Genomic DNA, 21,556 nt, shown 5'->3' with positions numbered 1-21,556 from the left:
CGGGGCCCCTGCTCGGTGGCGCATCACTCTTCCTCCTCCTCGACATGCTTGGAGGTCAGCGAGCGCCACAGCAGCACCGGGATGATCAGCGTGAACACGATGACTTCCTTGAAGGCGCTGGCGTAGAACGACGAATAGGATTCGAGCAGGCCGACCAGGATGGCGCCGAGCGCGGCGACCGGATAGGAGGCGAGGCCGCCGATGATGGCGCCGACGAAGCCTTTCAGGCCGATCAGGAAGCCGGAGTCGTAGTAGATGGTGGTGATCGGCGCAATCAGGATGCCGGAGAAGGCACCGATCGCGGCCGCCAGCGTCAGGCAGAGCTTGCCGGCGAGGGCGGGCGGGATGCCCATCAGGCGGGCGCCGGTGCGGTTCATCGCGGTGGCGCGCAGCGCCTTGCCGTAGATGGTGCGCTCGAAGAAGAAATAGAGGCCGATGATCAGTGCCGCCGAGGCGACGACGACGAGCACGGTCTGTCCTTGCAGCGGCGCGCCGGCCAGCTCGAAGCTGATTTCGGTGAAGGGCGGCGTGCGCGAGCCTTCGGCGCCGAAGAAGAGCAGGCCGAGGCCGATCAGCGCGACGTGCACGGCGACCGAGACGATCAGCAGCACGAGTACCGAGGCGTTCGCCAGCGGCTGGAAGGCAAGGCGGTAGATCATCGGGCCGAGCGGCACGACGAGCAGCATGGCAATCACCACCTGCAGCCAGAGCGGCAGCTCGGTCGGCGGGATGGCGAACAAGCCGGCAGCAGCGAGCAGCGGCAGGCCGACATTGAAGATGAGCAGCGGCGGCAGCTTGGCGTAGCGTTTTTCGCGCAGCAGCTGAAAGCCGTCGAGCACGGCGATGGTCGCGCCCAGCCCGACCAGCAGCCAGATCGTGCCCGGCACCTTGCCAGCCTGCAGCGAGGCAAGGGTCAGGGCGCCGTAGGCGACGAATTCGCCCTGCGGGATGAAAATGACGCGGGTGACCGCGAAGACCAGCACCAGCGCAAGCGCCAGCAGGGCGTAGATGGCCCCGTTGGTGATGCCGTCCTGGCCGAGAAGAAGAAGGATTTGAAGGTCCATGGCTTACCGATGGCTGCTTGCCGGCGCCGGCAAAAATGCACCGCCGGCCGTGGGATCACGGCCGGCGGCGGGATTGGGCCAGCGTGGAGCGGCTAGATTATTTGACCAGTTTCCAGGCGTTGTTTTCGATGGTGGCCATGACGCGGGCGCGCTGGTCATATCCCTGGTGGTCGTTGGGCGTCAGGTTGAAGATGCCGTGTGCGGCCGGCAGGTTCTTGGTGCCTTCGATGGCATCGCGCAGGGCGCGGCGGAACTCGACGCTACCCGGCTTGGCCTTCTTGAGGGCGACCGGAATGGCGCTGCCGAGCAGCACGCCGGCGTCCCAGGCGTGACCGCCGAAGGAGCTGACGCTGCCCTTGCCGTAGGCGGCTTCGTACTTGTTCACGTATTCCAGGGCCGACTTCTTGACCGGATTGTCGTTCGGCAGCTGGTTGGCGATGACCATCGGGCCGACCGGCAGGAAGGCGCCTTCGACGTCCTTGCCGCCGACGCGCAGGAAGTCGTTGTTGGCGACGCCGTGCGTTTGATAGATCAGGCCCTTGTAGCCCTTTTCCTTGAGCGCCTTCTGCGGCAGCACGGCCGGCGTGCCGGCGCCGCCGACCATGATGGCATCCGGCTTGGCAGCCATGATCTTGAGGATCTGGCCGGTCACCGAGGTGTCGTTGCGCTGGTAGCGTTCGCTGGCGACGATCTTCAGCTTGCGCGCTTCGGCGATCTTGGCGAATTCCTTGTACCAGCCTTCGCCGTAGGCATCGGCAAAGCCGATGAAGGCAACATTTTGTACGCCCTTGTCGGTCATGTGCTGGACGATGGCGGTCGCCATGTGTGCGTCGTTCTGGGCCGTCTTGAAGACCCAGTGGCGCTTGGCGTCCATGGGTTCGACGACGATCGCCGAGCCGGCCATGGAAATCATCGGCGTTTCGTTGTCGACCGCTACGTCCATCATGGCCAGCGAGTTCGGCGTCGTGCTCGACCCAATCACGACATCGACCTTGTTTTCGCTGATCAGCTTCTTGATGTTCTTGGCGGCAGCGGTCGGGTCGGTGGCATCGTCGAGGACGATGTAATTCACCTTCTGGCCGCCGATGCTGGCCGGCAGCAGGGCAATCGTGTTCTTTTCCGGGATGCCGAGCGAGGCAGCCGGGCCGGTGGCTGAAACGGAAACGCCGACATTGATGTCAGCGAAGGCGGCGGCAGAGAATGCAGCGAGAACAGCCAGAGCCAGCTTTTTGGACATGATTTGCTCCATGGACGGATGTCGAAAAGACGAAATTTTAACACGGTAGCGGCCGGACTCCTGCCCGGCCGCGCCTTGGCGGAGATAGTCGTTGCTATTTAGCCAGCTTCCAGGCGCCGTCCTGGATGTTGACCATGACGCGGGCGCGCTGGTCAAAGCCGAGGTGATCGGTCGGACTCATGTTGAAGACGCCGTGCGCAGCCGGCAGGTTCTTCGTTGCTTCCAGCGCATCGCGCAGCGCCAGGCGGAACTCGCGGCTGCCCGGCTGGGCCTTTTTCAGTGCCGCGGGAATGGCATTGCCGAGCAGCAGGCCGGCATCCCAGGCATAGCCGCCGAAGGCGCTGATACTGCCCTTGCCATGCACGGCTTCGTACTTGCTGACATATTCGCTGGCGGCTTTCTTGACCGGGTTGTCGGCCGGCAGTTGCGCCGCAACCAGCACCGGGCCGGTCGGCAGCACGGTGCCTTCGCAATCCTTGCCGCAGACGCGCAGGAAGTCGTTGTTGGCGACGCCGTGCGTCTGGTAGATCAGGCCCTTGAATCCCTTTTCCTTGAGCGACTTCTGCGGCAGCGCGGCCGGCGTGCCGGCGCCGCCGATCAGGATGGCGTCCGGCTTGGCGGCAAGCAGCTTGAGGACCTGGCCGGTGACGCTGGTGTCGGTGCGGTTGAAGCGCTCGTTGCCGACCAGCTTGAGCTTGCGCACTTCGGCCAGCTTGGAGAATTCGTTCCACCAGCCTTCGCCGTAGGCGTCGGAAAAGCCGATGTAGGCGACGCTCTTCGCGTTGTTGCTGGTCATGTGCTCGATGATCGCGGTGGACATCTGTGCATCGTTCTGTGGCGTCTTGAACACCCAGCGCCGCTTGTCGTCCATCGGTTCGACGATGCGTGCCGAGGCGGCGAGCGCGATCATCGGCGTCTCGTTTTCGGCGGCGACGTCGATCATGGCCAGCGCATTGGGCGTCGTCGTCGAACCGATCACGATATCGACCCGGCTCTCGCTGATCAGCTTTTTCGTGTTTTTGACCGCCGTGGTCGTATCGGAAGCATCGTCGAGCACGATGTAGTTGACCTTCTGACCGGCGATGGTTTTCGGCAGCAGCTCGATGGTGTTCTTTTCCGGAATGCCGAGCGAAGCGGCCGGCCCGGTGGCCGACAGGGTCACGCCGACATTGATGTCGGCCAGGGCGTTGGCGGCGAATGCGGCGAGCAGCGTGGCGAGCAATTTTTGCTTCATTTTGTCTCCCTATAGTGAATTGATTCTGCAAAGGTGAAAACAGTATGCCCTGCCGGCTTTTCCCGCAAGTCGTCCAGGCCATGCCTCATGCTAAAGTCAGCGTTTTCTGCACAACAGGTTCTGCCATGTTCTCTGGAATCATCGCGGCGGTTGGCCGCATCACCCATCTGACGCCGCGCGAAGTCGGCTACCGCCTGACCGTCGACGCCGGCAAGCTCGATATCGGCGAAGTTCAGCTCGGCGACTCGATCGCCCACAACGGCGTCTGCCTGACCGTGGTTGCCCGCGAAGGCAGTCAATTCATGGTCGATGTCTCGCCCGAAACCTTGTCCTGCACCGTCGGTCTGGATGCGCCCGGTCCGGTCAACCTGGAAAAAGCCCTGCGTTTGAACGACGTCATCGGCGGTCACCTGGTTTCCGGCCACGTCGATGGCGTCGGCGAAGTGCTGCGCTTCGATCCGGTCGGCGACAACCGCCTGCTCGAAATCCGCGCCCCGAAGGACATCGCGAAGTTCATCGCGCGCAAGGGTTCGATCACCGTCAACGGCACCAGCCTGACCACCAATGACGTGAATGGCACCGATTTCACCATCAACCTGATCCCGCACACGCTGGAAAACACCACGCTGCAATACCTGCAGGCCGGCAGCCGGGTCAATCTCGAGATCGACCTGCTCGCCCGCTACTGCGAGCGTCTGCTCAGCGCCGACAAGGCGGACTGAGCGCCAGCGGTCAACCGGTGGCCTGGGCCTGTTTTGCCCGGGCTTCGAGTGTTGCCTGGGGCGGACGGTCGGCGCGCTGCGACCAGGCCCAGATACTTTCGCGGGCCAGCGGGTGAATGGGCGACAGCGTCGTCCACAGGCGGTGAATTTCCTGGGCAATGGCGCGCAACTGCCAGCGTCCCTCCTGGGCAGCCATGGCCAGTTCGTGCAGGGAGGAGCCGTCCTCATGCAGGCCGGTATCGATCATTCCCCAGAATTGCAGGTCGACGCCCAAGTCGGCCAGATCTCTTTCCAGGCGTTCGATGCGCTGACTGATCAGCATGACGATTTCATGCTCGCCATGGAGGCGGGCAATCGACTGCCAGTCCTGGATGCTGGTCGATATCTCGACCAGGCTGGACAGGGTCTGGCCATAGGTTTGCGGCTGCCGGGCAGTGCTTTCCGGCAGGAAGCGGGCAATCAGGACATTGGCGAACTGATGGTTGAGCTTGCCCTGGTTCAGGCGCAGGATGACGCGGATGTCTTCCGGCGCCGGTGTGCCGCTCTTGCCCGAGATCAAGGTCGCGGCAAGCTCGGCTACTGCCAGTAGTTGGCCGAGCGTGCTGATTTCGCAGGCGTCAAGGCCACGCGGGTAACCGCTGGCGTCAAGCCGCTCATGATGTTCGAGCACGGCCCGGCCGACTTCCTGCGCCCACTCCGGAAAACGCTCGAGCACCAGATGGGCGAGCACCGGGTGAGCATAGATGTGATGCCGTTCCTGGTCGGTGAGGGAATGCTCCGCATCGAGAAACTCCGAATTGATGTGAAGCAGGCCGATGTCGTGAAAGAGTCCGCTTGCTGCCGCATTGGTGATTTCATGCTGTGGCGCGTGTGTATGCATGGCGAGCACGGCGGCACAGAGTGCCACCTCGAGGCTGTGCCGATAGATTTTCGGGGCTTCTTCCCTGGCGACGGTCAACTTGAAGGCGAGCACGGGATTGATCGGCAGACGGGCAAAAATATCGACCAGCTTTGTCTTTTCGCTGCTGCTGCAGAGTAGTTCGCCGAAGGCCGTTTCATCGATCAGGTTTGCAATCGTCTCGGCGATGGAATCGGCACTGACCGCGTTGTCGACCGACAGGCATTCATCAAGAGGGAGCAGCAGTTTGTGATTGACCAGCTTGTCGTACAAGGAGTCTGAAATGTGTACGCCGGAGTTGATCAGCTTGATGCCATTCTCGGCGTGCACCGGGCGCACCGTGACGACCGGGTGTCTTTGCGACAGGGCGACAATTTTTTCGATGTAATGCGGCGTGTTCTGCATGTCTTTTCTCTTCGGATCTCCGCGCTCACATCGGTCGTAACGGCCGCCGATTCGCGGTTTTCGGCCGCTATTGCCAGTCGGTCGATATCCGGGAAGTATGAGCCGGTGGGTGCGCAAAGCCAAGACAATTGATTAAGGGCAAATCAGCTTGATGGCGCCACTTTCTGCGACAATTTGCCACACTTGCATCTCCTGCCCCAAGCCTTAGAATTCGCGCACCCCAAACCCCTGTTTTTCGCGGGTTTTGTCCATTTCACCGATTGCCCTCTACTGTGACTGCCGTTTCGCTGCCCCCGCTGGATCGTTCCGAAGTCAAGGCGACGCTCGGCGAGCGCCTGATCAACGGGCTGGTCGTGCTGGCGCTGCATCTGCTGCTGCTCTACGCGGCGCTTTATGTTTCGGTGAAGAACGAACTGGTCGAACTGCCGACCAGCATCAGCGTCCGCCTGCTGCCCATGCTTGAGGAGCGCAAGCCGGATCTGCCGGCCCGGCCCTTGCCGCCGCCACCGAAGGCGGTGCCGCAGGTACACAAGCCGGTGCAGGCGGCGCCGGTCCTTGCTGTCGAAACGCCGATGGCAGCGCCGGCGACCTTTGTTGTCGCGCCGCAGCCACCGGCCCCGCCCGCCCCGCCGGCGATTGCACCGCCGGCGCCGGTCGCCGTCGTCGCGGCCCGTTTCGATGCCGATTACCTGCATAACCCGAAGCCGGCATACCCGGCGATTTCGCGGCGCAATGGCGAAGAGGGCAAGGTTTTGTTGAAGGTCCGGGTCAGCCCGCAGGGCGCGGCGCTGGAGGTGGCAGTCTCACGTTCCAGCGGTTTCAGCCGTCTCGATACGGCGGCCCTGGATGCCGTGACGCGCTGGCGCTTCGTGCCGGCCCGGCGCGGCGATGAAGCGGTTGAATCCTCGGTGATCGTGCCGGTCACCTTCGCGCTCGAATAAGGAAAGGACAAATATGGAATCGCAAATGGGCCTGGCCCACTTCTGGGGTCAAGGCGATCTGGTCACCCACACCACGGCAGTCATTCTCGCCCTGCTCTCGCTGGCTTCCTGGTCGGTGATTGTCAGCAAGCTGCTCTCCTTGTGGCGCGCCTCGCGTCTACAGGAGCGGGCGCTGACCGGGTTCTGGAATGCCGATTCCCTGCCCGAGGCACTCGAAGGCTTGCGTCGCGACGATGTCTCCGGCGTGTTTTCCGGTCTGGCGCTGACTGGCGCACATGCCGCCCAGGCGCACCAGCAGAATGCGGCGCGCGGCATCGGTGCCGGCGTCAATGCCAGCGAGTTCGTGACGCGCGCGATGCGCTCGCACATCGTCAATACCCAGGCCCGCAACGAGCGCGGCCTGACCTTCCTCGCCTCGGTCGGATCAACCGCGCCCTTCATCGGCCTGTTCGGCACGGTGTGGGGCATCTACCACGCTCTGGTCAGCCTCTCCGGCGCGACGCAGGTGGTACTCGACAAGGTCGCCGGGCCGGTCGGCGAGGCGCTGATCATGACCGCGGCTGGCCTCTTCGTCGCGATTCCGGCGGTGCTTGCCTACAATGCCTTTACCCGCGCCAATCGCCTGGTCGCCGTGCAGCTCGACGGTTTCGCGCACGACCTGCATGCCTACCTGACCACCGGCGTGCGCGTTGGCGGCAATGCCAATCTGGTCAGTCTCGACGCCGCGCGCGGCAACCGGCAGGGCTGAGCCATGGCTTTCGGCAGTTTCGACGAGAGCAGCAGCGGCCAGCCGATGGCCGAGATCAACACGACGCCGCTGGTCGACGTGATGCTCGTCCTGCTCGTCATCTTCATCATCACCGCACCGCTCTTCCACCAGGCGGTGCCGATCGACCTGCCACAGGTCAGCGCGACCAAGCTCGAAGACAAGCCAGTCGTCATCCAGCTGGCGATCGACGCCGACGGCAATATCTTCTGGGACGGCGCCGCCATCGCGCGGGCCGATCTCGATGCGCGCTTTGCCGAAGCCAGCGCGCGCCAGCCCGAGCTGCACCTGCGCGCCGATCGCGGCGTGCGCTACGAAAAGGTGGCCGACGTGATGGCCGCGGCGCAGCGTGCCCACATCGTCAAGATTGCATTTCTGACCGATCCGGCACGTTGACCGCTGGCGATCCCTGCTTATGCCGGGTTTTCCGGCAAGCAATGGCGGCGGATGACTTCCAGCATGCTGTCGGCGCGGAAGGGCTTGGCGATGAAATCGTCCATGCCGGCCGCCAGGCAGTTGTCGCGGTCGGCACTCATGGCATTGGCGGTGAGTGCAATGATCGGCAGGCGTGGCCGGCCGGATTCGCGTTCGCGCGCACGTAGCTGGCGGGTTGCTTCGAGGCCGTCCATATTGGGCATCTGCATGTCCATCAGGGCCAGGTCGAAATCCGCGGTGGCGCAGGCGGCCAGCGCCTGCAGCCCGTCTTCGGCAAGGGTAACCTCACAGCCGAACTTGGCGAGCAATTTCCGGCCGAGAATCTGGTTGACCGGTGTGTCTTCGACGAGCAGGATTTTCTTGCCGGCCAGGCTGTTGTCCGGGACCGGCGTGCTGGCCGGGGCACTGGCCCTGGCGTGTGGTGTTTCGCTCATCCGGCAGTTGATCGAGAAGCTGAAAGTGCTGCCCTGGCCGGGCTGGCTGACGACATTGATCTCGCCGCCGAGCAACTTGACCAGACGGCTGACAATTGCCAGGCCGAGGCCGGTGCCGCCGTACTTGCGCGTGGTTGAGCTCTCCGCCTGGGAAAACGGGGCAAAGATCATTTCCAGTTTGTCGGACGGGATGCCGATCCCGGTATCGACGACGGAAAAGTGCAGTTTCAGGGCGTCGACCGTTGCCAGCGGCTCGGCGCTGACCCGGATGCTGACACTGCCGTGCTCGGTGAATTTGAGCGCGTTGGCGACGAGATTGCTGAGAATCTGGCGCAGGCGGACCGGGTCGCTGACGATCTGGGCGGGCAAGTCAGGGGCAGCCTGCCAGCTCAGGGTCAGGCCTTTTTCGCTGGCCTGGGCCGAGTAGATGCCGACCATGCTGTCGAGCATTGCGGGCAGATTGAGCGGGACTTTTTCCAGGCTGAGCTGGCCGGCATCGATCTTGGAGAAGTCGAGGATGTCGTTGAGCACGCGCATCAGGCTTTCGCCGGAGAGCTTGACCCAGGTCAGGTATTCGCGCTGCTCGGCGGTCAACTCGGTAGACAGGGCCAAATCGGTCATGCCGAGAATGCCGTTCATCGGCGTGCGGATTTCGTGGCTGACGGTGGCCAGGAAGGCGGTCTTTTCCCGGGCGCCGGCCTCGGCGGCCTGGGCCAGGCGCTTTTCCTCGTCGCGCGCTTCGGTCAGCTCGCGAATCCGTTCGGCGATGGCGCGCGACATTGCATTGAAGGTGGCACCCAGATGCCCGACCTCGTCATCGCCTTCCGGTACCGGCGGTGGCGTCAGGTTGCCGGCGGCGACCGCCCGGCTGGCGACGGTCAGGGCACTCAGGTGGCGGGTCAGGAAATAACCGAGCAAGGCCATCAGGCCGGCCGAGAGAATGATTTCAAGCAGGGCGATGCCGACCCCCTGCTTGAACAGCTGGCCATGTGCCTGGATGATCTGCTTGAGACTGAGGCCGAAATGCAGGATGGCGAGTTTCTGGCCATAGGCGTCGACCGGAATCATCACGTCATAGCGTGGCGACGCCTTTTCATTGTCGAAGAGATGGAATTCCTTGTCCGGCAGCGGCAGTTCCTGATCGGCCGGCCAGCCGCTGCTGGCCAGGCGTTTGCCGCTGATATCGGTGACCGCAAGGTAGTCGATGCCATCGACGGCCGAACTCTCGTCGAGCACGGCCTGCACGGTGGCGTAATCGCGCTGGGCGAGTGGCGCGACGATGGCGGCAATCAGCACCGGCGCAATCTGTTCGGCATGTATCCTGGCCTGGGTGCCCATGTTGTCAGTGAGCAGGCGCAGGCTGTTGGCGACGAGCAGCGTCAGCATCAGCGCTTCGACGGCAATGGCCAGCAGCAGCAGTTTTCCCCGGACGGTGCGCAGGGGGAGGAAATGCATCATTTGCCCTTGAGAATCTGCCGGGTTTCCGCCGCGTAGGGTTCCATCGCTTCGAGTTCCTTCGGCCGCAGCTTGCGATAGCCTTCGAGCTTGTTCTGCTCAAGATATTTCCGGCCCTCTTCCGAGCCGGCAAATGACCACAACGCGGCATCTATCCTGGCCTGCTGACTGCTCTGGCGCTTGTTGAGCAAATAGATGCGGCCAGCCATGGCTTCGCTCTCCGCCACGATGCGCAGGGCATCCTGTTGCTCGGCCGGGAGTTTCTGGAAGTTGGCCAGCGAGGTGAAGGCCAGCGCGGCGTCGCCGGCCAGTACCTGGCGGCTGACGCTGTCGGCCGCCGATACGTAGCGTACGGTCAACTCCTTGATATTGTTGCTTTTCAGCCAGCGCACGCCCCACATCGAAACCAGCGACGACGGCGACAGGGCGAGCACAGTCGCGCCATTGAGGTCGCCCGGCTTGCGGTACTTGCTGTCCTTCGTGACCAGGGCGACGGCCTTGAACTCGGCCTTGTAGGTGAGCAGCGGCAGATAGCCGGCATCGGTCTGGAAGAGGCGGGCCTGGTGCCCGGTGGTGATTGCCAGATCGTATTCCTGATTCAGTGCCCGGCGGCCGAACTCAGTGAAATCGGGGGCGGTCTGGATGTCGACCGGCTGACCCAGGGTGCGCTCGAGATGCAGGCGCAGCGGCTGGTACATTTCGAGAATGACGCGGGCGCTGGTGTGCGGGGCGATACCGATCTTGAAGCTGCTGCCCTGGGCGTGGGCGATGGAGGCAAAAAGGCTGGCCGACAGAAGCAGCAGCCCGAATATTTTTCTGGCAAGCATGGCGATGCCTCAGCTGTTGAGCTTTTCGAGCGCTTCGCGCAGCTTGGCCGGCTCGTCGAGGCGGAGCATGCGGCGAACAGCGGGGGTGAGCTCGTTGATTTCGGATTTGAGGACGTGACTCTTGACCTGCAGGATCTGCGACGGATGCATCGAGAAAATGCGCAGGCCCATGCCGAGCAGCAGGCGGGTCAGCGCGGTATCGCCGGCCATTTCGCCGCAGACCGAGACCGGGATGCCGACCTTTTCGGCGCTCGCCAGCGTATGCGCGATCAACATCAGCACCGCCGGGTGCAGCGGGTCGTAGAGGCTGGCGACCTGTTCGTCGGAACGGTCGATGGCCAGGGTGTACTGGATCAGGTCGTTGGTGCCGATCGACAGGAAGTCGAGGCGGCGCAGGAAGAGCCCGACGGCCAGTGCTGCAGCCGGAATCTCGATCATGCCGCCGACCTGGATGTTCTCGTCGAAGCTGATTTTCTCGCCGCGCAGGCTGGATTTGGCCTGTTCGAGCGCGGCCAGCGTCTGGTCGATCTCGTGAGCGTGCGCCAGCATCGGGATGAGCAGCTTGATCGGGCCGTATTTCGAGGCGCGCAGGATGGCCCGCAGCTGCGTCTGGAACATGCGCGGCTCGGCCAGCGACAAGCGGATGGCGCGCCGGCCGAGGGCCGGGTTGGTGTGCACGCGGTCGTTGGCGTTGTTGTCGGGACGGATGTCCTTGTCGTTGCCGAGGTCGAAGGTGCGGATGGTGACCGGCCGGCCGGCCATGCCCTTGACCACCTTCTTGTAGGCCTCGAACTGTTCCTGCTCGTCCGGCATGTCGCCACGGTCGAGGAAGAGGAATTCGGTACGGAACAGGCCGATGCCCTCGGCGCCGGCAGCGAGCGAAATCGGCACGTCGCCCGGCAGTTCGATGTTGGCAAACAGTTGCACGTCCACGCCGTCGAGGGTCTGCGATTTGGCGGTGATCAGACGCTTGAGCTTGGAGCGTTCGAGCTCGATCTGGTTCTTGCGCAGCAGGTATTCTTCAAGGACGCGCGGGTCCGGATTGACGATGACGACGCCGCGCGTGCCATCGACAATGATCTGTTCGCCGTCGCGGATCAGCGAACGGGCGTTCTCCATGCCGACCACCGACGGGATCGCCAGGCTGCGGGCGAGGATGGCGGTATGCGAGGTGGCGCCGCCGACATCGGTGATGAAGGAGGCGAAACGGTGATCCTTGAAGGTGATGACATCGGCCGGCGACAGATCGTGCGCGACGACGATGCGGCTTTCTTCCTTGATCCCCTTGGCCGGCTTGAGCACCGCCTTGCCGGGGCGGCCGAGCAGTTCCTTGATGACGCGCTCGACGACCTGGACGACGTCGAACTTGCGCTCGCGCAGGTAGGGGTCGTCAAACTGCTCGAACTGTCCGACCAGATGCTCCATCTGCTGCACCAGTGCCCATTCGGCATTGCAGCGCCGCTCGCGGATGATCTCGCACGGCTTGTCGACCAGCTCCGGGTCCTCCAGGAACATGGTGTGGATGTCGATGAAGGCGGCGAGCTCGGCCGGGGCGTGCTCGGTGGTTTCCTTCATGGTCAGCAGTTCGCTCTTGACCAGTGCGACGGCGGCTTCGAAGCGGGCAATTTCCTTGTCGACCATGCGCGGTGCGATGGTCAGGTGCGATACCTCCAGCGTTGCGTGCGACATCAGCATCGCCCGTCCGATGGCAATGCCGCCTGAAACACCGAGACCGTGCAGGGTAAAGCTCATGGCGCTTTACTCCCCTTCGCCGAAGTAGTCGGCAATCAGCGCGAGCAGCGCGGCCATGGCTTCGGTCTCGTCGGCGCCATCGGTTTCCAGCGTCACTTTCGAGCCCTTGCCGGCGGCCAGCATCATGACGCCCATGATGCTCTTGGCGTTGATGCGGCGGCTGCCCTTGCTCATCCAGACTTCGCATTGATATTTGCCGGCGAGCTGGGTCAGCTTGGCGGAGGCGCGGGCGTGCAAACCCAGCTTGTTGATGATTTCGGTTTCCGTGGTCTGCATTTCAGTATTCCTGCATGTTGATGACGCCGTCGCGGCCGCCGCTGGTGGCGCGCGTCAGCAGGGTTTCCATGCCCTTGTCGCGGTAGGTCAGGGCGCGCAGCAGCATCGGCAGATTGACGCCGGCAATACCTTCGATGCGACCCGGTTCGAGCAGCTTGAGGGCGAGATTGGCCGGGCTGGCGCCAAAGATGTCGGTGAGTACCAGTACGCCCTTGCCGTTGTCGACCAGTTGCAGCATCTGGCGGGCCAGCGGCAGGAGGTCGAGCGGGTCGTCCTGGGCGGCAACGCCGAGCTGGTTGAGCTGGACCGGGCGCTTGTTGAGGACGTGGCAGGCGTTCTGGACGAGTGCCTCGCCATAGCTGCCATGGGTGATGAGTAGAATTCCGATCATGCGTCGGATTCTACCGCCCTTTTTCAGCGCCGGCTGACGATCAGGATACCGACCACGACAAGGGCGGCACCGGCCATCTGGGCAAGCGAAATGTGCTCGTCGAGAAGCAGCCAGCCGAAGGCGATAGTGAGCAGCGGCCCGACCATGCCGAACAGCGAAGCGCGCCCGGCACCGATCCGGCGGATTGCCGCCGACTGGGCAAAGACCGGCACGATGGTGGCGAACACCGCCATCGCCAGGCCCCAGCCATAGACCGGCCAAGGCTGGATGAAGGCGGTCAACGGCTGGACAAGGGCAAAATGCAGCAAGGTGACGGCCGACGACATCAACATTGCCAGGGCCGAGAAGCGCATCGCACCGAGGCGGGCGATCATCGGCCCGCTGCCCGACAGATAGAGGGCGTAGGAGACGCTGGAGCCGAAGACCAGCGCGCCGCCGATCCAGACATCGCGCGCCTCGTTCAGGCCGAGATCGTGCATGAACGCAAAGCCGATGCCGCAATAGCAGAGCACGACGGCAACGCCCTCGCGGCGCGAGAATGGTTTGCCCTGGAAGAGCACGCCGATCAGGATGGTCAGCGTCGGGTAGGTGAACAGGATCAGGCGCTCAAGCCCGGCCGAGATGTAGGACAGCCCCCAGAAATCGAGAATGCTGGCGCCGTAATAGCCGCAGCAGCCGAGCAGGAAGAGCTTGCCCCAGTCGCCGCGGCTGAGGCTGGGGCCGGCCTTCTGCCCGGCCAGGCCGACCCAGAGGAAGACCGGCAGCGCGAAACCCATGCGCAGGGCGAGCAGGGTGATGGCATCGACGCCGTAGGGATAGGCCAGCTTGACGAAGATCGCCTTCATCGAGAAACCGAAAGCGGCGAGCAGGGCGAGGCCCGCACCAAGGGCGGCATGGCTGGGCTGGGCGTTCGTTTTTGGCAAAGTCATTCTCGTCGGGGGCGGGCAGGTAGCCATTGAATACGCCGCACAGACGCTTGGCAATTGCTAATATCCAAAGCGAGCATTCGCTGGAGACGAAACCATGTATTACGACCTGCCCGATCTGCGCCTGGTGGCCGCGATCGCCGACAGCGGCAGCCTGACGCGCGGTGCGGCGCGCGTGCATCTCGCGCCCTCCTCGGCCAGCCATCGCCTGACCCAGCTCGAAGCGGCGCTCGGTGTGCCGCTGTTCAGCCGGCATGCGCGCGGCCTGGCACCGACGCCGGCCGGCGAGTCGCTGTTGCGCCACGCGCGCCAGGTTTTCGCCCAGCTCGAACAGATGCATGCCGATCTGGCGCCCTACGCCAGCGGCCTCAACAGCCAGGTCACGGTGTTCGCCAACACCAATGCGATCAACTGCTTCCTGCCCGAGGATCTCGGCGACTTCCTGCGCGACCAGCCGCGCATCCGGGTCAGCCTGGAAGAGCAGCCGAGTCCGGCGATCATCCAGGCGGTGGCGGCCGGTCAGGTCGAGATCGGCGTGGTGGCCGCGGCGGGCAAGCCGGCCGGACTGGAAACCCTGCCCTACCGGCGCGACCGCCTGGTCCTCGTGGTGCCGGCAGCGCATCCGCTGGCAGCGCGCCCGGCCGTCGATTTTGCCGAGGTACTCGCTGAGCCCTTTGTCTGCCTGCACGCCGGCAGCGCCATCCACACCTTCATGATGAACGCCGCCGCCCAGCTCGGCGGCAATCTCGATGTGCGCATCCAGGTGCGCAGTTTCAATGCCGTCTGCCGCATGGTTGCGGCCGGTGTCGGGATCGGCATGGTGCCGCGCTCGGCAGCGCCCGGCGTAGCGGTCGACGCGATAAAAACCGTCGAAATCAACGACGCCTGGGCGCCGCGCGACCTGCAGCTGTGCGTGCGTTCGCGCGCTGCGCTGAGCCCGGCGGCCAGCGCCCTGTTCAAGCATCTCGCCGGCAAGGGCGTTACCGGCTAGGCGGGCTGCGGAAAAGGCGCGAATTCATTTAACATTGCCGCCGCAACATCGCTGCCGCCGGCCAACAAAAACAAAGGGGCCGGCTTCATGATTCTGGGAGGAATTAGATGTCTTTCATGCCATGGACGGATGCCCTTGCAATGGGCATCGCATCCATCGACAACCAGCACCGCTGGCTGGTCGATGCCACCAACCGCCTGCATGCCGAAATCAGCAAGGCGGAGCCCGAGCGCAGCGTGCTCGGCGAGATTCTCGAGGGCCTGGTCGATTACACGATGAACCACTTCGTGCTCGAGGAAGAATTGTTCGAGCGCCTGGGTTATCCGGAAACGCCCGCCCACAAGGCCGAGCACGACGCCTTCACGGCAACCGCCATGCAGTTGCTGCTGCAGTTCGAGAGCGGTGAAAGCGTCGGCCTGCCGGTCCTCGACTTCCTCAAGGAGTGGTTGCTGCACCACATCCTCAAGGTGGACCGCGCCTACGCGCCTTTCCTCAAGGCGGCCGGCGTTTCCTGAGCCGCTTCGCCTAGAGCGGCCGCTTGACGGTCAGGGCGCCGCGGATCTGGTCCTTGGTATAGCCGGTGGCCTGGTCGTGCGGGTAGCTCTCCGCCAGTTTAGCCTTGAGGCCTGCGTCCAGGCTCTCGGCCGGGCCGTGGCACTTGAGGCAGACATCACCGGTCGGCAGCGCCTTCATGTAGCGCAGCACGGGCTTGCCGTCGAGCGTGACGATCTCGCTCTTTTCCAGGGTCTCCGGCTTTTCGCCATGTGCGGCGCGGATGTTGAAATCGGCGAGGACGCGGGCTTCCCAGAGATCGGGCGTGCCGCGTTCGGCATTGCGGCTCTTCAGGCTGACGCGGCGGATGTCCCAGCCGGTTTCCTTGCGCTTTTGCGCGATCAGTTCCGGCGCCTGTTCCTTGCAAACCGGAATCGCGCCGGCCACGCCCTTGTCGGCCACTGCTTCCTGCATGGCGTTGACGACCTTGGGCACGACCGGCAGCACGGCCTTCTTCGTTTCTGCGGTCAGGGCGGCAATATCCTGGGCCAGGGCGGGCAAGGCGGCGAGCAGCAGGCTGAGCGGGAGAAGCTTTTTCATGGCGGAGTCCGTTTGAAAATTAGAGAATGCTTATATTAAGCGTTTGTCCGCCGTGCCGGCAAAAGAAAACGGCACGGAAAATTCCGCGCCATCACAGCCTCGGGTTGCGCGACGCCGGCTCAGAGCAGTTCCAGTAATTCGCGGGCCGGTGCCCAGGTGCATTGGTTGGGCTTGAGGTTGCTGTCCTTGCCGGCAAAAAAGGCACCTTCGAGTTGTTCGCTGGCGAAGAAGAACAGGCCGCCGGCCGATTTGAGCCTGGCGACGATGTCTTTCGATTTCATGCCGTGCGCCAGCAGGAAGGCGTAGGCCGGCACGCACCAGCGTTCGCCACGGAAGGTCCATTGCTCCCATGGCATGCCGACATCCGGCTTGCCGGTTTCACCTGTGGGTATCGGGTTGGCGCCGCTTGTCTTGATCAGTTTGAGGAACCAGTCCTTTTTCACCTTGCTGCCCGGGCAGGATTTGCGTGTGGTCGGGTCGTCGCGGTGGAACAGGATGCTCTCGGCGTTGACCTTGAGTCCCAGCCAGCTGCTCAGGGCGCTGCAGCTCGCCGCCGCGGTCTGCCAGCAGGCGAGGCCGCGGCCACTCAGCGGGTCTTCCGTGTCGTAGTCGCCGAGCACTTCGATCCCGAGCGCCGAACTGTTGAAGCTGACCGCATGCACGCCCTTTTTCTGCAGGTCGCACATGCCGAAGATTTCGTCATCGTCGATGAACAGGTGCGGCCCGGCGCTCCAGTGTTTCTCGTTCTGGTAAAAGTCGCGCAGGTTGCGGATGTGCTGCAGCAGAAAGCCGCGTGGTCGCTGGGCAAGCGACGGGGCACCGGTGTGATGCAGGGTGATTGCCCGGCACCAGGCGGGCGGCTCAATGCTTGCGAGATATTCGACCAGTGAATCAGGGGTCCAGACCAGACCGACATTTTCGTATGCCATGATGTCATCTCCTTGGGTCAGTGTGCTCCTCAACCCAAGGTAGATGGCGCGCCGGCAATGTCAAGGTCATTCCGGCGGCTTGCTTTACGCAAGACAGAAGGGCGGTGAAAACCGCCCTTTTTTCAGCGTCGACCGCCCAGGATGGAGCCGAGCACGCCGCGCAGGATCTGCTTGCCGAGTTCGCGCCCGACCGTGCCGGCCATGCCGCGCGCGGCACTCTTGGCAGCCGCCTCGATCATGCCTTCACGCTTGCCGCCGCGCGGGCCGGTGCTGCCGCCGAGCATTTCGCCGATGCTGTCGAGTATGCCGCCGCCGGCCTGCGGCGCCGGCGCGCTTTGCCGTGCTTGCGGGCTGGCAGTCGGGCGGGCCTGGCCGGCATGGTTGCCCCAGTCGTTGACGTCGGGGGCGGCGGTCGGCGGGGGCGGAATGGCGCCGGGGGCCGGCTGCTGTGCGGCCGGTTTGCCGCGCAGGATTTCGTAGGCCGATTCGCGGTCTACCGTCTGGCCGTAGGTGGCGAGCAGCGGCGAGGCCTGGATCATGGCCTGGCGTTCATCGGCGCTGAGCGGGCCGAGGCGCGAGGCGGGCGGGAAGATGATGCTGCGTTCGACCATGCTCGGCCGGCCCTTCTCGTCGAGGAAGGAAACCAGCGCCTCGCCGACGCCGAGTTCGGTGATGACGGTGGCGGCATCGAATTTCGGGTTGGCGCGCATGGTTTGCGCTGCCGCCTGTACGGCCTTCTGGTCGCGCGGCGTGAAGGCGCGCAGCGCGTGCTGGACGCGGTTGCCGAGCTGGCCGAGGATCTTTTCCGGCACGTCGAGCGGGTTCTGCGTCACGAAATAGACGCCGACGCCCTTGGAGCGGATCAGCCGGACGACCTGCTCGACTTTGTCGGTCAAGGCCTGCGGCGCATCGCTGAACAGCAGGTGGGCCTCGTCGAAGAAGAAGACCAGCTTGGGCTTGTCGAGGTCGCCGGCTTCCGGCAACTGCTCGAAGAGTTCGGCGAGCAGCCAGAGCAGGAAGGTGGAGTAGAGCGCCGGCGACTGCACCAGTTTTTCGGCGGCGAGCACGTTGATGACGCCGCGGCCGTTGGCGTCGACCTGCATCAGGTCCTTGATGTCGAGCATCGGCTCACCGAAGAACTGGTCGCCGCCCTGCTCGTCCAGCGTCAGCAGGCCGCGCTGGATGGCGCCGATCGAGGCGGCCGAGACATTGCCGTATTCGGTGGTGAATTCCTTGGCATTGTCGCCGACGTGCTGCACCATGGCGCGCAGGTCCTTGAGGTCGAGCAGCAGCAGGCCCTGATCGTCGGCGATCTTGAAGACCAGTTGCAGCACGCCGGTCTGCGTGTCGTTGAGGTTGAGCAGGCGGGCGAGCAGCAGCGGGCCCATGTCGGAAATGGTGGCGCGCACCGGAATGCCGCCCTGGCCGAAAACGTCCCAGAAGGCGACCGGGTTGGCATAGGGCGCGAAACCCTCGAGGCCGAGTTCGGCGATGCGCTTGAGCAGCTTTTCGGATGGGGTGCCGGCGACTCCCATGCCTGACAGGTCGCCCTTGACGTCGGCCATGAAGACCGGCACGCCTGCAAACGACAGGCGTTCGGCGATCGACTGCAGGGTGACGGTCTTGCCCGTGCCGGTGGCGCCGGTGATCAGCCCGTGCCGGTTCGCCATCTGCGGCAGCAGCGCCGGATAGCCGTCTTCGGACTTGGCAAGGTACAGGGGCTCGGACATGGCAACAGACTCCTCGTGAAGGTATCCCGGCATTCTAGCAATGCCGGCGCTGCCAATTGTCAATGAAGGTAAATCGCTGGCCTGCATGCTGTTCTGACGGGAAACGCCGCTGCAGGTAAAATGCCGCCTTCTTTGTTTATTGCAGTGAGAAAAGCATGGCAGGTCATAGTAAATGGGCCAATATCCAGCACCGTAAAGGTCGCCAGGACGAGAAGCGCGGTGCCGCCTTCTCCAAGATTGCCAAGGAAATCACCGTGGCCGCCAAGATGGGCGGCGGCGACAGCAACTTCAACCCGCGCCTGCGCGTCGCGATCGACAAGGCCAAGGGCGTCAACATGCCCAAGGACAAGATCGATACCGCGATCAAGAAGGGGACGGGCGAACTCGAAGGCGTCGAATACATCGAGATCCGCTACGAAGGCTACGGCATCGGCGGCGCGGCGATCATGGTCGACTGCCTGACCGACAACAAGGTGCGGACGGTGGCCGAAGTGCGCCACGCCTTCTCCAAGTTCGGTGGCAATATGGGTTCCGACGGTTGCGTGGCCTTCCAGTTCAAGCATTGCGGCCAGATCCTGTTCGCGCCGGGCACCGACGAAGCGGCGCTGATGGATGCGGCGATCGAAGCCGGTGCCGAAGATGTGGCGACCAACGACGACGGCTCGATCGAAGTGATCACTGCGCCGAACGACTACATCGCGGTCAAGGATGCGCTCGAAGCCGCCGGTTTCAAGCCGGAGTTCGGCGAGGTGACGATGAAGCCGGAAGGCGAGAACGTCTTTGCCGGCGAAGAAGGTGTGAAGATGCAGAAGCTGCTCGACGCGCTGGAAAACCTCGACGACGTCCAGGAAATCTACACCACCGCCGTCATCGAAGACTGATCGGCAACTTGATGGAGCTGCCGATCATCATCGATATCGAGGCCTCGGGCTTCGGGCGCGGCAGCTATCCCATCGAGATCGGCTACTACACACCGGACGGCGTATCGTATTGCACGCTGATCCGTCCGGAAGCCGCCTGGACGCACTGGGATGACTCGGCCGAGCAGGTGCACGGCATTCCCCGCGCCTTGCTCGTCGAAAAAGGTCGTGCGGCACTTGATGTCTGTCTCGACCTGAACCGGCAATTGCGCGGCAAGGTGATTTATTGCGATGCCTGGGCCTATGACTACGTCTGGCTCAGCCTGCTTTTCGATGCGGTCGATCTGCTGCCTTCGTTCCAGTTGAAGGACCTGCGCGAGTTGCTGGGCGATTGCGAGCAGTGTCACTGGCATGCCAGCCGGCAACTGGTCGAAGTACGCCTGCAATTGCGCCGCCACCGCGCCAGCGGCGATGCCCGCACCCTGTTTGAAACGCTGCGCGAAACGCGCCGGCGTTGTGCCGTAAGCCCCGCAGTTTGAGCGGCATGCAGCGCTTCTATCCCGTCCTCTTTGTTTTCCTGTGGAGCACCGGCTTCATTGGTGCGAAGTATGGACTGCCTTTTGCCGACCCCCTGTCATTCCTGCTCGCGCGTTACGGGCTGGTGATCACGCTGATGACGGCAATCGCCCTGCTGACGCGGGCGCCATGGCCGAAGGAACCGGTGCAGTGGCTGCATATCGGGGTTTCCGGTGTATTGGTGCATGCCGTTTATCTGGGCGGTGTGTTCATTGCCATCAAGCACGGCTTGCCGGCCGGCGTGACGGCGCTGGTGGTCGGCATGCAGCCACTGCTGACGGCTTTCGGTGCGGGCTGGCTGCTCGGCGAAAAAGTCAGTGGTCGGCAGTGGACCGGTCTGGCACTCGGTTTCGTCGGCGTCGGGCTGGTCGTCTCGGGCAAGTTCGGCGAAGCTGCCGCGCTCGGCCCGATGCTGCTGCCGGCCGTCATTGCGCTGTTCGGCATCACCGCCGGCACGCTCTACCAGAAACGCTATTGCGCCCGCTTCGACCTGCGCACCGGCTCGGTGATCCAGTTCGTGCCGACTGCCCTGGTGACGGCCCTCGCCATCGCGCTGACCGGCGAGTTCCAGATCGAATGGAATGGCCAGTTCGTCTTTGCGCTGGGCTGGCTGGTGCTGGTCCTGTCAATTGGCGCCATCGGCCTGTTGAACCTGCTGATCCGCAGCGGCAGCGCGGTCAATGTCGCCAGCCTGTTCTACCTGACGCCGCCGACCACGGCGCTGATTGCCTGGGCGGTTTTCGGTGAAATCCTGACGTTGACCGCTACGGCCGGCATGTTGCTGGCCGTGAGCGGCGTCTATCTGGTGGCGCGGGCGAAATGAGCGTGCCGCGCATTCTCGGCCTCCGCTTTGTTGGCCTTAGCTGCGGCCGCGGGCCTTGCCCGCTTAACCGGCAATGTCGGTTAGCCGGCGCTGAAACCTGTCACCCGGAGGCCGCATGAGCGAAACACCCCGCATCCTCGGCATCGACCCCGGCCTCCGGGTTGGCTTTAGCTCCGGCCGCGGGCTATGCCCGCTTAACCGGCGGCGCCGGTTAGCCTGCGCTGAAACCGGTCACCCTTCTCGTTACCGGAGTACGGCATGAGCGTGCCACGCATCCTCGGCATCGACCCCGGCCTCCGGGTGACCGGTTTTGGTGTCATCGAAAAGCATGGCAACCAGTTGCTCTACGTCGCCAGCGGCTGCATCAAGTCGAACGACAAGCAGTCGCTGCCGGAGCGCATCAAGACCTTGTTTGCCGGGATCAGCGAGGTGATTGCGACCTATGCGCCGAATCAGGCGGCGGTCGAGAAGGTCTTTGTCAACGTCAATCCACAGTCAACTTTGCTGCTCGGCCAGGCGCGCGGTGCGGCCTTGAGTGCGCTGGTGCATGCCGACCTGACGGTGGCCGAATACACCGCGTTGCAGGTCAAGCAGGCCGTGGTCGGCCATGGCAAGGCGGCCAAGGAGCAGGTCCAGGACATGGTGGTGCGCCTCTTGTCGCTGCCCGGTTCGCCCAGCGCCGATGCCGCCGATGCGCTGGCTTGCGCCATTTGCCACGCGCATGGCGGGCAGGGATTGGGGGCGCTGGCGACCGCCGGGTATCGCGTTCGCGGCGGCCGGCTGATAGGATGA

The 21,556-nt window shown here is 63.9% G+C and carries 23 protein-coding genes; 10 read left to right on the top strand and 13 right to left on the bottom strand.

What is annotated here, in order from left to right:
- Positions 1 to 23: 23 nt before the first annotated feature.
- From KI612_RS19280 to KI612_RS19270, 3 genes are all read right to left on the bottom strand, one after another.
- Positions 24 to 1,064: a branched-chain amino acid ABC transporter permease gene (locus KI612_RS19280; RefSeq protein WP_226441676.1), complete on the bottom strand. Its 1,041-nt coding sequence runs from the start codon at positions 1,062 to 1,064 to the stop codon at positions 24 to 26.
- A 97-nt stretch (positions 1,065 to 1,161) separates the two neighbouring features.
- Positions 1,162 to 2,301 (bottom strand): ABC transporter substrate-binding protein, encoded by a 1,140-nt coding sequence (locus KI612_RS19275; protein ID WP_226441675.1) that lies wholly within the window; start codon positions 2,299 to 2,301, stop codon positions 1,162 to 1,164.
- Between the two features lie 94 nt (positions 2,302 to 2,395).
- Positions 2,396 to 3,535: an ABC transporter substrate-binding protein gene (locus KI612_RS19270; RefSeq protein WP_226441674.1), complete on the bottom strand. Its 1,140-nt coding sequence runs from the start codon at positions 3,533 to 3,535 to the stop codon at positions 2,396 to 2,398.
- Between the two features lie 125 nt (positions 3,536 to 3,660).
- Here KI612_RS19270 and KI612_RS19265 point away from each other — a divergent pair, with 125 nt between their 5' ends.
- The gene (locus tag KI612_RS19265) at positions 3,661 to 4,257 is read left to right on the top strand and encodes a riboflavin synthase (RefSeq protein ID WP_226441673.1); all 597 of its coding nucleotides are present in this window, start codon (positions 3,661 to 3,663) and stop codon (positions 4,255 to 4,257) included.
- Positions 4,258 to 4,267: 10 nt separating this feature from the next.
- Here KI612_RS19265 and KI612_RS19260 read toward each other — a convergent pair whose 3' ends face one another.
- Positions 4,268 to 5,560: an HD-GYP domain-containing protein gene (locus KI612_RS19260; RefSeq protein WP_226441672.1), complete on the bottom strand. Its 1,293-nt coding sequence runs from the start codon at positions 5,558 to 5,560 to the stop codon at positions 4,268 to 4,270.
- Between the two features lie 272 nt (positions 5,561 to 5,832).
- Here KI612_RS19260 and KI612_RS19255 point away from each other — a divergent pair, with 272 nt between their 5' ends.
- The 3 genes from KI612_RS19255 to KI612_RS19245 are packed head-to-tail and all read left to right on the top strand — an operon-like array spanning position 5,833 to position 7,663.
- Positions 5,833 to 6,501: an energy transducer TonB gene (locus KI612_RS19255; RefSeq protein WP_226441671.1), complete on the top strand. Its 669-nt coding sequence runs from the start codon at positions 5,833 to 5,835 to the stop codon at positions 6,499 to 6,501.
- Positions 6,502 to 6,514: 13 nt separating this feature from the next.
- On the top strand, positions 6,515 to 7,249 hold the full coding sequence (locus KI612_RS19250; protein WP_226441670.1) for a MotA/TolQ/ExbB proton channel family protein: 735 nt from the start codon (positions 6,515 to 6,517) through the stop codon (positions 7,247 to 7,249).
- Positions 7,250 to 7,252: 3 nt separating this feature from the next.
- Positions 7,253 to 7,663, top strand: coding sequence for an ExbD/TolR family protein (locus tag KI612_RS19245; RefSeq protein WP_226441669.1), 411 nt, complete (start codon positions 7,253 to 7,255; stop codon positions 7,661 to 7,663).
- Positions 7,664 to 7,680: 17 nt separating this feature from the next.
- Here the strand turns inward: KI612_RS19245 and KI612_RS19240 are convergent, their stop codons facing one another.
- Genes KI612_RS19240 through KI612_RS19215 form a run of 6 tightly spaced genes read right to left on the bottom strand, consistent with a single transcriptional unit; the run spans position 7,681 to position 13,760 of the window.
- Positions 7,681 to 9,594 carry an ATP-binding protein gene (locus KI612_RS19240; RefSeq protein ID WP_226441668.1) on the bottom strand — a complete coding sequence of 638 codons (1,914 nt, stop codon included), beginning with the start codon at positions 9,592 to 9,594 and terminating at the stop codon, positions 7,681 to 7,683.
- Positions 9,591 to 10,418, bottom strand: a complete 828-nt coding sequence (locus KI612_RS19235; RefSeq protein ID WP_226441667.1) for a phosphate/phosphite/phosphonate ABC transporter substrate-binding protein — start codon at positions 10,416 to 10,418, stop codon at positions 9,591 to 9,593. Before KI612_RS19235 ends, KI612_RS19240 begins: the two co-directional genes overlap by 4 nt.
- Positions 10,419 to 10,427: 9 nt before the next feature.
- On the bottom strand, positions 10,428 to 12,170 hold the full coding sequence (gene ptsP, locus KI612_RS19230) for a phosphoenolpyruvate--protein phosphotransferase (protein ID WP_226441666.1): 1,743 nt from the start codon (positions 12,168 to 12,170) through the stop codon (positions 10,428 to 10,430).
- 6 nt (positions 12,171 to 12,176) lie between these two features.
- A complete protein-coding gene (locus KI612_RS19225) occupies positions 12,177 to 12,446 on the bottom strand; it encodes an HPr family phosphocarrier protein (protein WP_226441665.1) in 270 nt (89 codons plus the stop codon).
- A gap of 1 nt (position 12,447) precedes the next feature.
- The gene (locus KI612_RS19220; protein WP_226441664.1) at positions 12,448 to 12,837 is read right to left on the bottom strand and encodes a PTS sugar transporter subunit IIA; all 390 of its coding nucleotides are present in this window, start codon (positions 12,835 to 12,837) and stop codon (positions 12,448 to 12,450) included.
- Between the two features lie 23 nt (positions 12,838 to 12,860).
- Entirely contained in the window at positions 12,861 to 13,760 is a 900-nt protein-coding gene (locus tag KI612_RS19215; protein ID WP_226441663.1) for a DMT family transporter, read from the bottom strand.
- Positions 13,761 to 13,860: 100 nt separating this feature from the next.
- On the opposite strand from KI612_RS19215, the gene KI612_RS19210 reads away from it, so the two are divergent.
- Together KI612_RS19210 and KI612_RS19205 are read left to right on the top strand one after the other, a co-directional pair.
- Positions 13,861 to 14,754 (top strand): LysR family transcriptional regulator, encoded by an 894-nt coding sequence (locus tag KI612_RS19210; RefSeq protein ID WP_226441662.1) that lies wholly within the window; start codon positions 13,861 to 13,863, stop codon positions 14,752 to 14,754.
- A 140-nt stretch (positions 14,755 to 14,894) separates the two neighbouring features.
- The gene (locus KI612_RS19205; RefSeq protein ID WP_404818067.1) at positions 14,895 to 15,269 is read left to right on the top strand and encodes a bacteriohemerythrin; all 375 of its coding nucleotides are present in this window, start codon (positions 14,895 to 14,897) and stop codon (positions 15,267 to 15,269) included.
- A gap of 10 nt (positions 15,270 to 15,279) precedes the next feature.
- Here the strand turns inward: KI612_RS19205 and KI612_RS19200 are convergent, their stop codons facing one another.
- The 3 genes from KI612_RS19200 to KI612_RS19190 all read right to left on the bottom strand — a co-directional run bounded on the left by KI612_RS19200 (position 15,280) and on the right by KI612_RS19190 (position 18,505).
- The gene (locus KI612_RS19200) at positions 15,280 to 15,846 is read right to left on the bottom strand and encodes a Tll0287-like domain-containing protein (RefSeq protein WP_226441660.1); all 567 of its coding nucleotides are present in this window, start codon (positions 15,844 to 15,846) and stop codon (positions 15,280 to 15,282) included.
- Between the two features lie 119 nt (positions 15,847 to 15,965).
- Entirely contained in the window at positions 15,966 to 16,775 is an 810-nt protein-coding gene (locus KI612_RS19195) for a peptidoglycan recognition protein family protein (protein ID WP_226441659.1), read from the bottom strand.
- Between the two features lie 122 nt (positions 16,776 to 16,897).
- Positions 16,898 to 18,505 carry a helicase HerA-like domain-containing protein gene (locus KI612_RS19190; RefSeq protein WP_226441658.1) on the bottom strand — a complete coding sequence of 536 codons (1,608 nt, stop codon included), beginning with the start codon at positions 18,503 to 18,505 and terminating at the stop codon, positions 16,898 to 16,900.
- Positions 18,506 to 18,660: 155 nt separating this feature from the next.
- Here KI612_RS19190 and KI612_RS19185 point away from each other — a divergent pair, with 155 nt between their 5' ends.
- The 4 genes from KI612_RS19185 to ruvC all read left to right on the top strand — a co-directional run bounded on the left by KI612_RS19185 (position 18,661) and on the right by ruvC (position 21,556).
- On the top strand, positions 18,661 to 19,386 hold the full coding sequence (locus KI612_RS19185; protein WP_226441657.1) for a YebC/PmpR family DNA-binding transcriptional regulator: 726 nt from the start codon (positions 18,661 to 18,663) through the stop codon (positions 19,384 to 19,386).
- Between the two features lie 11 nt (positions 19,387 to 19,397).
- Positions 19,398 to 19,904, top strand: coding sequence for a 3'-5' exonuclease (locus tag KI612_RS19180; RefSeq protein ID WP_226441656.1), 507 nt, complete (start codon positions 19,398 to 19,400; stop codon positions 19,902 to 19,904).
- A gap of 5 nt (positions 19,905 to 19,909) precedes the next feature.
- Complete coding sequence (locus tag KI612_RS19175) at positions 19,910 to 20,764, top strand: DMT family transporter (protein WP_226441655.1); 855 nt, start codon at positions 19,910 to 19,912, stop codon at positions 20,762 to 20,764.
- Between the two features lie 258 nt (positions 20,765 to 21,022).
- Complete coding sequence (gene ruvC / locus KI612_RS19170) at positions 21,023 to 21,556, top strand: crossover junction endodeoxyribonuclease RuvC (protein WP_226441654.1); 534 nt, start codon at positions 21,023 to 21,025, stop codon at positions 21,554 to 21,556.

This window comes from Quatrionicoccus australiensis (assembly GCF_020510525.1).
GTDB classification, from domain to species: domain Bacteria; phylum Pseudomonadota; class Gammaproteobacteria; order Burkholderiales; family Rhodocyclaceae; genus Azonexus; species Azonexus australiensis_B.
This window is presented reverse-complemented; position numbering and strand designations above follow the sequence as displayed.

Bases quoted from the DNA above. Each gene is read 5' to 3' on its own strand.
- KI612_RS19210 (WP_226441662.1), top strand. From the start codon at position 13,861: ATGTATTACGACCTGCCCGATCTGCGCCTGGTGGCCGCGATCGCCGAC.
- KI612_RS19180 (WP_226441656.1), top strand. From the start codon at position 19,398: ATGGAGCTGCCGATCATCATCGATATCGAGGCCTCGGGCTTCGGGCGC.
- KI612_RS19280 (WP_226441676.1), bottom strand. From the start codon at position 1,064: ATGGACCTTCAAATCCTTCTTCTTCTCGGCCAGGACGGCATCACCAAC.
- KI612_RS19220 (WP_226441664.1), bottom strand. From the start codon at position 12,837: ATGATCGGAATTCTACTCATCACCCATGGCAGCTATGGCGAGGCACTC.
- KI612_RS19205 (WP_404818067.1), top strand. From the start codon at position 14,895: ATGGGCATCGCATCCATCGACAACCAGCACCGCTGGCTGGTCGATGCC.
- KI612_RS19225 (WP_226441665.1), bottom strand. From the start codon at position 12,446: ATGCAGACCACGGAAACCGAAATCATCAACAAGCTGGGTTTGCACGCC.
- KI612_RS19240 (WP_226441668.1), bottom strand. From the start codon at position 9,594: ATGATGCATTTCCTCCCCCTGCGCACCGTCCGGGGAAAACTGCTGCTG.
- KI612_RS19235 (WP_226441667.1), bottom strand. From the start codon at position 10,418: ATGCTTGCCAGAAAAATATTCGGGCTGCTGCTTCTGTCGGCCAGCCTT.
- KI612_RS19250 (WP_226441670.1), top strand. From the start codon at position 6,515: ATGGAATCGCAAATGGGCCTGGCCCACTTCTGGGGTCAAGGCGATCTG.
- KI612_RS19200 (WP_226441660.1), bottom strand. From the start codon at position 15,846: ATGAAAAAGCTTCTCCCGCTCAGCCTGCTGCTCGCCGCCTTGCCCGCC.
- KI612_RS19270 (WP_226441674.1), bottom strand. From the start codon at position 3,535: ATGAAGCAAAAATTGCTCGCCACGCTGCTCGCCGCATTCGCCGCCAAC.
- KI612_RS19185 (WP_226441657.1), top strand. From the start codon at position 18,661: ATGGCAGGTCATAGTAAATGGGCCAATATCCAGCACCGTAAAGGTCGC.
- KI612_RS19175 (WP_226441655.1), top strand. From the start codon at position 19,910: ATGCAGCGCTTCTATCCCGTCCTCTTTGTTTTCCTGTGGAGCACCGGC.
- KI612_RS19245 (WP_226441669.1), top strand. From the start codon at position 7,253: ATGGCTTTCGGCAGTTTCGACGAGAGCAGCAGCGGCCAGCCGATGGCC.
- ptsP (WP_226441666.1), bottom strand. From the start codon at position 12,170: ATGAGCTTTACCCTGCACGGTCTCGGTGTTTCAGGCGGCATTGCCATC.
- KI612_RS19275 (WP_226441675.1), bottom strand. From the start codon at position 2,301: ATGTCCAAAAAGCTGGCTCTGGCTGTTCTCGCTGCATTCTCTGCCGCC.
- ruvC (WP_226441654.1), top strand. From the start codon at position 21,023: ATGAGCGTGCCACGCATCCTCGGCATCGACCCCGGCCTCCGGGTGACC.
- KI612_RS19265 (WP_226441673.1), top strand. From the start codon at position 3,661: ATGTTCTCTGGAATCATCGCGGCGGTTGGCCGCATCACCCATCTGACG.
- KI612_RS19195 (WP_226441659.1), bottom strand. From the start codon at position 16,775: ATGGCATACGAAAATGTCGGTCTGGTCTGGACCCCTGATTCACTGGTC.
- KI612_RS19260 (WP_226441672.1), bottom strand. From the start codon at position 5,560: ATGCAGAACACGCCGCATTACATCGAAAAAATTGTCGCCCTGTCGCAA.
- KI612_RS19190 (WP_226441658.1), bottom strand. From the start codon at position 18,505: ATGTCCGAGCCCCTGTACCTTGCCAAGTCCGAAGACGGCTATCCGGCG.